General features: G+C 56.4%; 12 protein-coding genes. 7 read left to right on the forward strand and 5 right to left on the reverse strand.

Features of this window, described 5'->3' with window-relative positions; genetic code table 11:
• Window positions 1-23: 23 nt before the first annotated feature.
• Window positions 24-1,904 (reverse strand): alkaline phosphatase D family protein, encoded by a 1,881-nt coding sequence (locus AYI87_RS12920; RefSeq protein WP_144202639.1) that lies wholly within the window; start codon window positions 1,902-1,904, stop codon window positions 24-26.
• A 2-nt stretch (window positions 1,905-1,906) separates the two neighbouring features.
• On the reverse strand, window positions 1,907-2,590 hold the full coding sequence (locus AYI87_RS12925) for an MliC family protein (RefSeq protein WP_144202641.1): 684 nt from the start codon (window positions 2,588-2,590) through the stop codon (window positions 1,907-1,909).
• Window positions 2,591-2,791: 201 nt separating this feature from the next.
• Here AYI87_RS12925 and yegS point away from each other — a divergent pair, with 201 nt between their 5' ends.
• From yegS to AYI87_RS12950, 5 genes are all read left to right on the forward strand, one after another.
• The gene (gene yegS / locus AYI87_RS12930; protein ID WP_144202642.1) at window positions 2,792-3,715 is read left to right on the forward strand and encodes a lipid kinase YegS; all 924 of its coding nucleotides are present in this window, start codon (window positions 2,792-2,794) and stop codon (window positions 3,713-3,715) included.
• Window positions 3,715-4,638 (forward strand): dTDP-4-dehydrorhamnose reductase family protein, encoded by a 924-nt coding sequence (locus tag AYI87_RS12935; RefSeq protein WP_144202644.1) that lies wholly within the window; start codon window positions 3,715-3,717, stop codon window positions 4,636-4,638. Before yegS ends, AYI87_RS12935 begins: the two co-directional genes overlap by 1 nt.
• Before the next feature lie 69 nt (window positions 4,639-4,707).
• Entirely contained in the window at window positions 4,708-5,889 is a 1,182-nt protein-coding gene (locus tag AYI87_RS12940) for a sensor histidine kinase (protein ID WP_260865139.1), read from the forward strand.
• A complete protein-coding gene (locus tag AYI87_RS12945; RefSeq protein WP_144202648.1) occupies window positions 5,886-6,422 on the forward strand; it encodes a response regulator transcription factor in 537 nt (178 codons plus the stop codon). Before AYI87_RS12940 ends, AYI87_RS12945 begins: the two co-directional genes overlap by 4 nt.
• 200 nt (window positions 6,423-6,622) lie before the next feature.
• On the forward strand, window positions 6,623-7,603 hold the full coding sequence (locus tag AYI87_RS12950; RefSeq protein WP_144202649.1) for a sensor domain-containing diguanylate cyclase: 981 nt from the start codon (window positions 6,623-6,625) through the stop codon (window positions 7,601-7,603).
• 74 nt (window positions 7,604-7,677) lie between these two features.
• Here AYI87_RS12950 and AYI87_RS12955 read toward each other — a convergent pair whose 3' ends face one another.
• Window positions 7,678-9,735: a TonB-dependent receptor gene (locus tag AYI87_RS12955; RefSeq protein WP_144202651.1), complete on the reverse strand. Its 2,058-nt coding sequence runs from the start codon at window positions 9,733-9,735 to the stop codon at window positions 7,678-7,680.
• 514 nt (window positions 9,736-10,249) lie between these two features.
• On the opposite strand from AYI87_RS12955, the gene AYI87_RS21230 reads away from it, so the two are divergent.
• Both AYI87_RS21230 and AYI87_RS12960 read left to right on the forward strand, forming a co-directional pair.
• The gene (locus AYI87_RS21230) at window positions 10,250-10,405 is read left to right on the forward strand and encodes a hypothetical protein (RefSeq protein WP_186300618.1); all 156 of its coding nucleotides are present in this window, start codon (window positions 10,250-10,252) and stop codon (window positions 10,403-10,405) included.
• Window positions 10,406-10,518: 113 nt separating this feature from the next.
• Window positions 10,519-10,893 (forward strand): GFA family protein, encoded by a 375-nt coding sequence (locus AYI87_RS12960; protein ID WP_144202653.1) that lies wholly within the window; start codon window positions 10,519-10,521, stop codon window positions 10,891-10,893.
• 156 nt (window positions 10,894-11,049) lie between these two features.
• Here AYI87_RS12960 and AYI87_RS12965 read toward each other — a convergent pair whose 3' ends face one another.
• Entirely contained in the window at window positions 11,050-11,259 is a 210-nt protein-coding gene (locus tag AYI87_RS12965; protein WP_144202655.1) for a molybdopterin-binding protein, read from the reverse strand.
• Window positions 11,260-11,347: 88 nt separating this feature from the next.
• Entirely contained in the window at window positions 11,348-12,244 is an 897-nt protein-coding gene (locus AYI87_RS12970) for a DMT family transporter (protein WP_144202656.1), read from the reverse strand.
• Between the last annotated feature and the right edge of the window lie 29 nt (window positions 12,245-12,273).

A 12,273-nucleotide genomic window follows, 5' to 3' on the forward strand; every position in this document is an offset into this window, starting at 1 on the left:
ACCGGGCCTAGCCCTTGAGAGACTTAGCCTTTGCGGGACTGGCGCGGCGGCAGAAACTCTGTGGTGCTCATGTCGCCATGGAGTACGGCTATCTTGGACGGCGCCCCATCTTTAGCGAAGCTGACCAGGCCTATGCCGCTGGCGTTGATCAACCGCTGACTGCGCATGCCGTTGGGGCGGCGGCCACGAATCGACATGCGTTTGCGTTTGGTGAACCAGTTCAGCGGCGAGAAATGGCCATAGAGCCAGCCGTTAAACTTGTCGAACACGGGTAACAGCTTCTCGGGAAACTGATTCTTGATGCCGCTCGAGGTGATCTGATAGATCTGCGGCCCCTGAGTGCGAAAGCGAATGCCAATGTCGTAGGCGAAGGAGTAGTGGACATCGCCGGAGAGGATCACGAATTGCTGCGGCGTCTTGCGGTGCAGGAAGATGCTCAGCAGGGTGTTGGCCGTGCCAGGGTGCGCCATCCAGTTTTCGGCGTCCACCAGGAGAGAGGCGCCGATAAAGGTGGCCGCGCGCTGCACCGCCTCGATAAGCTTCACGCCGAACATGGGCGCCGCCGAGACGATAATCACCTTCTCCTGTCCCACCAACTGCTGCTGAAATTCCATCAGGGCCTCCCAGTCCATCAGGCCGGAGGGCTTGGCCAGGTTGGATTCGCTGCGCCATCTCTGGGTGCGGGTGTCGAGCACCACCAACTTGGGCGAGGTATTGAGGCTGTAGTGCCACTCGTCGAAGCCGAGCAGGGCATCGATCAGCTCATCGTGCTGCGCCTCCTCACGATTGGCGAGAAACTGCTTAAGCTTAGGCAGAATCGCGGCACTAAACTTGTCCTTCTGATTGCCCAGCCCCTGAAACACCAGATAGCCGATCAGCGCATTACCTATGATGCGTTTGGAGAAGGGGTGGCCATAGGCCGCCTGTTCCCATTTCGCCGTGAGGTTCCAGTCGTCTGTGATGTCGTGATCGTCGAAGATCATATAGGTCGGCAGATGCGCCAGCAGGCGTCTCACCTTGGTCAGCCCTGCCTTAAATTCGAGTAAGTGAACCCACTCCCTCTGCCATCTCTGCTGATTGGCGGGCGACAGGCCGGTTACCTCCTTGGGAATATCGATGAGCTGCCACAGCTCCGGCGACCAGGAGAGCAGATAGAGGGCGATGATTTCGGCCAGACTCACCAGGTGATTCTCGGCGATGGAGGAGGTGAAGATGGGGTGATTGATATACCAACGCACCAGGGCGCTGCCGGCCGGGTATTCGGTGCGCGGCAACAGCTTCTTGTGCCTCTGGTACATGGCCGCCGGGTGGTAGCTTATCTGCTTGCTGTGCCTGAGTGGCGCCTGTTGAAACTCTTCCTCATACAGGCCCAACATCTCTATGACTCTGCCGATGGCGTAAAGCATGGGGCCGGCGACATCATCGACATAGATCTGATCGCCGCTCAGCATCATCAGCGCCGGACGCTCGGCCGCATCCGGTCCATTCTCGAGCCGGGTATCGGCGGCGACCATGGCATCGCTGCTGTGATGATGGGCGTTACGGCAGGAGCCGTGCAACAGGGTATCGATCTCTGGCTTGATCACCAGATTCGGTGTCTGATTGTCGCCATAGGTCAGCTGTGCCAGCGACGTGAGCAGGTCACCGTGGCGGCTGTCACTAAGGCCATAGGGAATGCAGGTGCCGAGAGAATTGAGCCCGGGCTTGCTCAGATAGATGAGGTAGAAGAAGGCGTGAGTACCTAGCTCCAGGCACTCGATGGCGTCATCAGCAAGCAGGTGTTGAGTCTCACCTAGGGTGAGGGTTAACTGCGACAGCGGCTCACTGGTCACCAAGGTCAGGGTGAAATGGTCTGCGTCGCAGTGACGCAGCATGGGGCCTGTCAGCAGCAGAGGCAGTGTCATGATCAGTCAGCGAGCTTACAGATCATCGGCTCGGTGCCATAGCCCCAGGTGATGCGCGCCTCACCTTGGTGCTCCCATAGCGACTCGTTGCGCCCCTGATAGCGGCTACCGCTGCCACTGGGCTGGCTGTACATGAGCGAGACGCTATCGCCGAACTCGGCGATCAGGGTTGCTGGGTCGGTGGCAAAATAGCTCACCACCACCTCTTTGGCGGCTATGCCATCGCACTGGTAGTTGACCTCGGCGCTGGGGGCGATGAGGCGATACCTGGCTTGCAGCTCGGCGATACGCATCTGGTAGTTGTCAAACGCGCAGCTATGTTTGTCGTCACTCTTCCAACACTCGTCGCGCCCCTTTATCCAGCCTCTCTGCTCGGCTTTCAAGAGTGGCGGCTGCTCGTTGATGGCCTTGGCGCTGGCGGCCTGGTAGACCTCGGCTAATTGACGGTCCAGCGCGGCAAGTTCGCTGTCTTGGCAGACCAGGATCTCTATGCTGGAGAGTTTGTCACCGCCACAGTCGAAGCTCGGCTGGTTGGCCGTGCGATTTTCTGGCTTGTTAGGCGCCTGATTCTCGGTTTGCACTGCAGAGGGCGCTGTTGAAGAAGACTCGCTATTGGCTTGTGTGGCCTGCTGGCTGCAGGCTGGCAGCAGTATGCCGGCAATGGCGAGTAAGACTAATCTGTTCATGGTTAAGCTCCGAGCTAAGGCCTGATATCCTTGATAATTTAAGAGGATATCCTGTTGCGCCGAGCGCGGCAAATTCCCTTGGATTAAACTCGTTTAATGGTGTGGTTCGACTGCAAGTCAGGTTTAGCCCGTCGCGGCTTGCTGCTATGATAAGTCGAGCGCTTGGCGCCTTGTCAGAGGCAGTTCAGTTGGAGAGTAAACATGAAGCTTCGCATCATACTCAATGGTAAGAAGGCCGGTGACGAGCTGCTGCGCCAGGCGATCGCCAGCGTGCGCGTCGATCATGAGATTCAGGTGCGAGTCACCTTCGAGGCCGGAGATGTGGCCCGCCTGGTGGATGAGGCCATCGCCGAGGGCTGCCATCGATTGGTGGCGGCGGGTGGTGATGGCACGCTCAACGAGCTGGTTAGCGCCTTGATGGACCATGAAAAGGAAAAGCGCTGCGAGCTGGCAATCTTGCCGCTGGGTACCGCCAACGATTTTGCCACCGCGGCCCGGGTGCCAGCTGATCTGGAGGCGGCGCTGAGGCTGGCGGCGGAAGCTTCTGCCTATGATGTGGATGTGATCCGCGCCAACGACAGGTATGTGGTGAATATTGCCAGTGGCGGTTTCGGCGCCCAGGTTACCGCCAACACGCCGCTGGCGCTGAAACACTTTCTCGGTGGCGGCGCCTATACCCTGTCCGGGCTGGTGCAGGCGCTCAATTTCAAGCCCTATGACGGCGAATTTACCATACATGGCGAGGCCAACCAGCAGCAGTTGTTGGTGGGCGCCGTGTGTAACGGCCGTCAGGCCGGTGGCGGCCAGGTGCTGGCGCCGGATGCCTATATCAACGACGGCCTGATGGACTTAGTCGCCCTACATCAGTTTCCCATCGAGGACTTGGCGCAGGTGATCGCCGAGATGCAGTCGCCCAAGGCCGATAACCAGTATGTGAAGCATCATCGCGACACCCAGGCTAGCTGGCGCTCCAATCCGCCTATGCCCATTAATCTCGATGGCGAGCCCATCGCCGAGTCTCGAGTTGACTTCGAGCTTCAGGCCGGGGCGATCGCCATGGTATTACCCGAAAATTGCCCCTTGCTGCAGCCGGGCAGCGAGCCGATTAACAGAGAAACCCATTAATGTTGAAAATAATGATAACTGGCGCCACCGGCCTGCTGGGGCGCGCTTTAGTTGAGCAATTTGCAAAGGAGCCTGTGACTTTATTGGCCTGCGGTTATTCGCGCGCTGGTAAAGATACCCATAGGCTGGATTTGACCGACGAGGGCGCGGTGAACCGATTTATCGAGACCTACAAACCCGAGGTGATTCTACACTGCGCGGCCGAGCGGCGACCGGACGTGTCCGAGCGCGACCCCGAGGCGGCAAAGGCCCTCAACCTGGCCGCGACCCGACGGTTGGCCCAGGCGGCTAAGGCTAATGGTGCTTGGCTCTGTTACATCTCCACAGATTATGTGTTCGATGGCACCTCGCCCGATTATGACGAAGAGGATCAGGCGCATCCGCTCAATTTCTATGGCGAGACCAAGCGTGAGGGGGAGCTGGCACTGATTGAGGTGTCCAGAGAGTTCGCCGTGCTACGTCTGCCTATCCTCTATGGTCGGGTCGAGTCGCTGGATGAGTCGGCGGTGTTGGTGATGCTCAAACAGCTGGTGAACCAGTCGCCCACCCAGCAGGATGATTGGGCGGTGCGCAGCCCCACCTCGACACTGGATATCGCCAACGCCCTGGTTAAGCTGGTGGCACGTCAGCAACAGGTGGGCGATGTGGCGGGTATCTATCATTTCACCGGCGTTGAACGCATGACCAAGTATCAGATGCTGCTTAAGATGGCCGAGATCCTGGGGCTGAGCAGCCAGCACATCTCGCCTCAGTCGAGCCCGAGCGACCTGGCCAAGCGGCCTAGAGATTGCAGCCTGAGTATGGCGCGCCTCAAATCTTTGGCAATAAAGAGTGAAATCGACTTCGAACAGGGCGTAAAATACAGCCTGTCCCGCTCGGGTGACGCCTTGGCGAAGATAGGATTAGTCTTTGATCTCAAATAGGAAAGCAATGTGACGACTCTGAGTTATGGCCGCTACCGGGCCGCCGACCAACTGGCCTTGCTGCGCATCATGGCTTTGATGCTCAAACTCTGTCTTACCTTCCTGTTTGCCGACACCTTCGGCCTGTCGCTTCACAGCCCGGCGTTGAATCTGACCTTGATCCTCGAGGCCTTCTATTTAAGCTTTACCTTCTGGCTGAGAAAGCCCCTGCTCAGCAGCGAGTCTGGGCTGTTTATCGCCCTGGTCCTCGACACTTTGCTGTGGATCTCCTGGCTCTATTTCTCCGGCGGCGCCACCAACGCCTTCATCTCCCTGCTATTGCTGCCGATAGCGATCGCCGCCGTGCTGCTGCCCTTTTGGGCGCCCTGGTCATTGGCCCTGCTGTCGAATCTGGCCTACAGCCTGATGCTGTTTACCATGCCTGAGAGTGCCATGAGTCATCACGGCATGGATATGCAGTCCCACTATCTGGGGATGTGGGTTAACTTCATCATCTCCTCTTTGGTGTTGACCACGAGTGTGGCCTTGCTGGCCAAACGCATGCGGCGCCAGGATGCTCAGCTTGCCTTTATGCGTGAGGCGCAGTTGCGTCAGGAAAAGTTGATCGCCCTGGGTACCGCCTCGGCGCAGATGGCTCACCGGCTGGCGACCCCACTGGCTAGCATGAGGTTGCTGGTGGATGAGTTGCAAGAGGAGGGCGATAGTCCTGCGCTGCAGGAGATGCAATCGGCGCTGGCGGTGTGCGAGTCCACCCTGACGGCGCTGCGCAGCGCCACCGAATCGATCCGCGAGGGCGCGCAGCGGCTGGAATCCACCGAGCAACTGCTGAGCGGCTTGAGTGAGCAGGTCAACCTGCTGATGCCAGCGGTGAAATTGTCGTTGGAGCCAGATGATGGCCTCGACAGGCTGCAGCTGCGGGTCGATGCCAGCTTGCAGCCCGCCTTACTGGCGCTCATTGAGAATGGTGCCAGAGCCAGCCAGGAGGCGACGGGGGAGCAGAAGGTGAGCTTCTCCGCCCAGCGTCAGGGAAATGAACTGGTGCTTGGGGTGCGCGACTTCGGCCCGGGTATTCCGGCGTCCTTGATGCAGCAGCTCGGGCATCAGATAATCGAGGAGCCCAAGGGGATGGGGGTCGCCCTGTTGCTCAGCCATGCGAGCCTGGAGCGTCTGGGTGGGCGCTTGATCCTCGGCAGTCATGTGGATGGCGGCGCCGTGGCCCAGGTTTACCTGCCGATACAGGGGGCCGCATGAAGCGCTTATTGATCATCGAAGATGAGCTGAGTTTCGCCGGGATCCTGGCGCGGCGCATGGGCAAGCACGGCTTTGAGTGTGAAATGGCCCACGATGCCACTCAGGCGCTGCTCAAGGCGCGTCAGTTTAAGCCCAGCCATATTTTGTTGGACATGAAGCTGGCCGAAGACAATGGCTTGGCGCTGATCGCGCCGCTCAAGGGGGCCGTGCCCCAGGCTGTGTTGGTGCTGCTGACCGGTTATGCCAGTATAGCCACCGCCGTCGAGGCGATGCGTCTGGGGGCCGATAACTATCTGACTAAGCCGGCCGATACCGCGACCCTGCTGAGGGTGCTGGACGATAGGGCGCCCAAGGCGATCGCCCCTGAGGTGGATGAGGCGCCCCTGAGTCCCAAGCGGGTGGAGTGGGAACATCTGCAGCAGGTGCTGACCGCCAACAAGGGCAATGTGTCGGCGACGGCGCGGCAACTGGGAATGCATAGGCGAACCCTGCAGCGTAAGCTGCTCAAGAAGCCTCAAGATATCAGTCAATAAGCCCGTTAGATCATTGCTCTAGTGAGTAATTCATCTCATAATTTAATAAAAGATGTATTTATAATGTTTATTATTTGGGTTTGAATTGCTCTCCGTTGACCTCTATGCTCTAAGGCATGATTAGTTCACAGGCAGGTGTGTTTGACCTGAGGTCAAGACGCCAGGAAGGCGATTTCGTTATCCTCAAGAAAGGAAAGGCGATGTCGACAGAATCTTTGTACAGCAGTGAACGCTTTCTTCTCGATAATCCTATCGATCTCATCTCGCTCGATAAATGGCAGAAGACCGTTAATCTGCTGGCCCATGTGTTTAATGCGCCGGCCAGCTTCTTGGTGCAATACACCCCGAAGGGATTTCAGGTGACCATCGCCAGCAAGCAGGTCAGCAATCCCTATCCGTCTGGGGTGGTGATCCCGCCCGATACCAATATTTTTTGCCGGCGTATCGTCGAAACCCAGGCCGCGCTCTACGTCTCAGATGCCAAGATAGATCCCTGTTGGGACACCAATCCCGAGGTACAAAACGATGGATTCTCCTCCTACCTTGGGGTGCCCGTGTTTTGGCCCGATGGCAGCTGTTTCGGTACCTTCTGCGTGATGGACTATACCAAGACAGATTATCAGGCCAGCTATATCGAGCTGATCCACGAACTCAAGGAGATCCTTGAGGCGGATCTCGCCTTGCTGGATATCTACGACGAGCTTAAGCAGCTGGCACATCTGGATGACCTGTGTCATATCAATAATCGCCGCGGATTTAATGGGTTAGCCAGGCAGCGAATGAAGCTGGCCCAGCGCAACGACAGTCGTCTGGCGATGCTCTATATCGATGTCGACAACTTTAAGGGGATCAACGATGGCCACGGACACTCGGTGGGCGACGAGGTACTCAAGCTGCTGGCGGGGATCATCAAGCAGAGCGTACGGGGAGCTGATGTGGTGGGCCGTATCGGTGGCGATGAATTTGTGGTGTTGCTTATGTGTCAGAGCGATGAGGATGTGATTGCCACTGAGACGCGCATCATGCAGGGGTTGGATAATGCTATGCTCGACAGCCATCTGCCCGAGGTGACTGTGACCATAGGCCATAAGATAGTGGATCAGGATGCGCGACTGGATACCTTGCTGGCTCAGGCCGACGAAGATATGCTGCGCCGTAAACGTGACAAACAGGCGTTGTAGATAAAAAAAGCCCCGAGCGTGCAGGGTGCTCGGGGCCGGGAGCGCAGTGGAGGGTTCCCAAAACGAGTTAACTTTTAGAAGCGATACTCCCCGGTGAGCCAGGCATTCATGCCAGTGCCCGGCATGCGTTGGCCCGGCGCCAGGTCGGCATTGAACACCCGGTTGTAGCCGCCGAGATGATCTTCATAGTCGGTATCGAACAGGTTGTTGATCCCAGCTTTAACCAGCCAGTTTTGTCTGTCATAGGCCAGTACCAGGTTGACCAGGCCGTAGCCCGCGCTTGCCTGCTCGGATTGACTCTCTGATACCTTGTCCTGAGCCGCCACCATCACCCCTTCGATGCGGGCAGACCAGTTGCCTTCTGTGAAGTTGAGCCCCAGATTCACCTTAGGCGGCGCTATGCGGTAGAGGTTGTCATCGATGTCGCGGCGTTCGCCGCTGACATAGCTGGCCAAGAGATCCAGCTGCCACTGGTCTGTTATCTCATAGCTGGCGTTAAGGTCCATCCCCAGTAGCTGAGCATCGACGTTAGCAAATTCCATAGGATCTTGGCTGCCCATCATGTTGGCGGCCATGATCACCGCGGGATCGGTCGATTTCACCCCCTGGATATAGTCGTCGATGCGATGCAGGAAGATTCGTGGGCTGATGTTTAATCCCTGGCGGTTGAAGTCGGCGCCCAGCTCTAGCTGATAGGCGGTTTCCAGATCCAGATCCATCTTGCCCACATAGGTGCGACCGTCGGCGAGTCCACCGGTCGATTGCATAGGGATCCATAGGTATCTCTGCTGATAGCTGGCGTTGTCCTGTTTGCGGGCCAGCCCGAGTATCCAGGTTAACGCCTCATCGACGCGATAACGGCCGTTGATCACCAAATCCAGCCCCGTTTGAGCCTGGGTGCGATCTGCCTGGTTATATCTGTCCATCAACACCTTGATGGCCGGCATGGCGCCAGCCATCGAGTGGCTGACCTCATCGGCATCAGTGCGGTAGTGTTTCACCCTTGCGCCGAGCTGCCAATGCCACTGGTCGATCTCCTGTTGCCATTGGGCGAAGGCACTATAGGTGTCGTCCTGCACCTTGTTGAAGTTGTCGACCCTGAACATGGGTTTGCTGGGATCTGTGATCAGCGAGTTGTGCTCACTCAGCTGGCTGTCGAGGCCAAACAGCCAGGCATCTCTGCCCAGTGTCAGCGCCATATCATAGCTCTGGCTCTCGGCGTTATTGTAACGGGCGTTGGCGCTCTCGGGCTTCTGACGTTCGCTGAAGTTGTCCATGCCGTGTCTGGCATCGCTATGGGCCAGATGCCAGTTGAGATCCCAGGTATCGAGCCTGTGCTCACCTTCGAGTTTCACCCTGTCGGTACGGATGAAGTCGATATCCATAGGCAACGCCGGGGTGCCCGCCTCTGTGGTTTCCAGGTGTTGGTAGCCGATGGCGATGGACTCATCGTCCAGCCCCTTGTCGCTGAGGTTTAAGCGGTATTGGCCGCCGATGATCTGCTTGTCGTAGCCTGTGGGAGAGAGGCGAAGATCGTCGCCGGATTTCATATCCTCATCCCCATGCATTAGGTCGCCATAGACCAGCAGGGCGTGGTTCTTTCCACCCACATTGACCTTGGCCCCCAGATGGCTCTGGCCGCCACTGCCTTGATACTGGGCGGCGATGCGACCCTGAGTATCGTTAAAGCTGGCCTGGGATTCGATAACCTTGATGCTGCCGCCTACCGTGTTAGTGCCGGCCGAGACAGGGGCTATGCCGCGGTGCATCTCGATGCGCTCGCTGTTGATCAGGCTGGCATAGCTCAGCGGCGTGTCCATGGCATTGGGGCCTGCGCCGGCGAGGGAGACACCATTGACCTGAGTGTTGACTCTGTCGCCGAACAGGCCGCGATACTGGGCGATGCCGGTCAGCGGGCCGTTACCGTTGACGGCCGTGCCCGGTAGCTGGGTTAGCAGGCCGCTGATGTCGCTGACGGGCGCCTGGGCTTCTGGGGTCACAGAGGTATAGCTACCCTGATGGGCACCATGGACTTCGATGATCTCGAAGGCGGCTTCTTGAGCCTGGGCAAAGGGTAGAGTCAGCAAGGCTGTGCCGATTGAGAGCGTAAGGAAAGAGAGACGCAGCGCCATAATCTTGTAGTTCTTAGGTAGTTAGGTGGCGGCATTGTGGCAGCCCTGTTTAGGCCTGACAAAGGCAAACTCAGATAGTGCGACAAGGTGTCGCACCCGGTGCGTGCCCGAGTGGTTTGGCAGCCGATTCTTGGCTTTTAGGCTCAACAGAGGAGGATATTCAAACAAGTGTTTGCTTTATCAATCGGGCGAGAGGCGTTGATTTTGATGGTCTGAAGATTAATTTTTTTAAGGATACGAGTAGCTTGGTTTATGGTTTTTAAAAGATCGAATACAGAATTCAGTTTGTAAAGCTCTTTATAATCAATGACTTGTGATTTATTGGTTTCTGTATGCAGCTTTTCTTGGTTTATTTGTATGACCAATAAAATTCATTGACATCAATGGTTTTCAGTCATTTAATCAAATTTAAGTGTTTGATAAATTAAACGCGACGGGCGTTTTGTTGTGCTCTCAAATGCTTAATTAGGGCTGGATGAATTACCTGCGGGTGAAGATGAATTGGGTATTGATTATGGAACACGAAACAAACACAGCACACAGGGTTACCGAGACTGAATCTGATCATGGCGCCATGACACGTCGTCAATGGCTGCAGGATATGTTGGCGGGCAACGAGACAGATCTTAAAGATGAAGAGCCAGATTGCTATATCCTGGGGTATAACTGATCGCCATGATCGCCAGCGGTAACCGCGGCCAAATAGGCCTTGTCTTCTTGTCTTGATATAAGAGAGTTAACCTTTTAGGTTAGGCATGACTTAACAAATAAGGATATTTTGACATGCAACTCTCTTGTCATTGTGGACAGGTACAAGTGACCCTGGCGACGCCTCCAGAAACGCTCACCTCTTGCAACTGCTCCATCTGCAGCCGTTATGCCGCCCTGTGGGGCTATTTTGATCCCAAGGAGGTCAGCCTTAACGAGCAGGCTACGTCCGGCCAGCAGGAGAGTGCGTCTGTGGGGTATAGCCATGGGGATAAGTATCTGGTCTTCTACCACTGCAAGCACTGTGGCTGCGTGACCCATACGCTGACGACGGACAAGGTGAGCGAGCCCAGGATAGCGCTGAATTTCAGGATGGCGCCACAGGCGCTGCGCGAGAAGATTCAGATCCGCCACTTCGATGGTGCCGACACCTGGCAGTATTTGGATTAATGGCGCCTAAGACTAAAAGCACCTAGATTAAAAGCACCTAGATTAAAGGCGCCTAGATTAAAGCGTATGATTTTATTGGTTAAACTAAGCTGTGTCGGCATAGGGCATCTGTTCTAACTTTTCAGCCCTATGCCTAAATCAATCTCGAAAGAGTGATTAGTCGACGGCGATCATCACATTGCTTGCCTTGATGATGGCATAGGCTTCGCCGCCCACCACCAGACCCAGCTGCTCACATGATTTCTTGGTGACCACAGAGGTGATCTCAACGCCTGGGGCCAGCTCGATCACCACTTCGTTGTTTACCGAACCTTCTTCGATTGCCTTGATCTTACCTGTGAGGTTGTTGCGTGCGCTAATTTTCATACTAATTTATCTTCCTGTTAAATAATGAAAAAGCCATGGTAACCCTTAGTGTAAATTGGGGATACTCAGACATAGATATTTGTGAAGCCTATTGGGGTTTAGCTTGAGCGACACGCCGACGCTCGCCGATCAAGCCTATGATTTGTGGCATCAGTGAGGCGGCGATCATGGCCAACATCAGCAGGTACTGATGCGGCGTAAAGGATTCGCCCAGTAGTACCATGCCCGAGACGATACCCGCCACTGGGTTTGCGATGCCGCCAAAGGTAAAGTCCACCACGCTCATGCGCTGCAACAGCCAGACATACATGATATAGCCCAGTACGGTATTGAGCAGGATGATCCAGCCGATGCCGACAAGGTTGTTTGGGCTGAGCTGGCTAAGCACATTGCCATAGCCTTGGGGTGCCAGCCAGGCATGCACGCTTGCCGCTACACTCAGCAGCACGCCGCCGATGATCAGCTGCCAGGTCAATACCGTCCACCAATGCATGCGATCCCCAAGGGCCTTAGTGATGCCGCTACCGACTATGATGCAGCTGATGGCAGCCAACATGGCGAGTAGGCCTATGGGGTTGAGGCTGATGGAGTTGGGGTTAAACAGTAGCCAGGCCAGGCCGATCAGCACCAGGCCGAAGAAGCCCTGGGTCAGGCCGGGGCGACGACCATGAAACAGCCACTGGTAGAGCATGGCAAATACAGGCACAGAGATCATGCCGACGCCCGAGATGGCCGAGGGCAGCGTGAGGGCCATGACGAAGATCAGGCTGAAGAAGGCGGCGATATTGATAAAGCCTAGGCGAAACAGCAGGCTCCACTCCTGACGCTTTGGCAGGCTGGGCCTGATCGCCAGCAAGATAAGGCCGGCCGGCAGCGCTCGCAAGGCACCAAGCAACAGAGGAGGCCAGTCCGGCAGCGTATATTGGGTCACCGCGTAGGTGGTGCCCCAGAAGAAGGCGGGGATCATGGCTAGCAGTACATTCATATTTATCTCAATAAAAAGTATCTTTACAT

The organism is Shewanella sp. KCT (genome assembly GCF_007636505.1).
Taxonomy (GTDB): Bacteria; Pseudomonadota; Gammaproteobacteria; order Enterobacterales; family Shewanellaceae; genus Shewanella; species Shewanella halotolerans.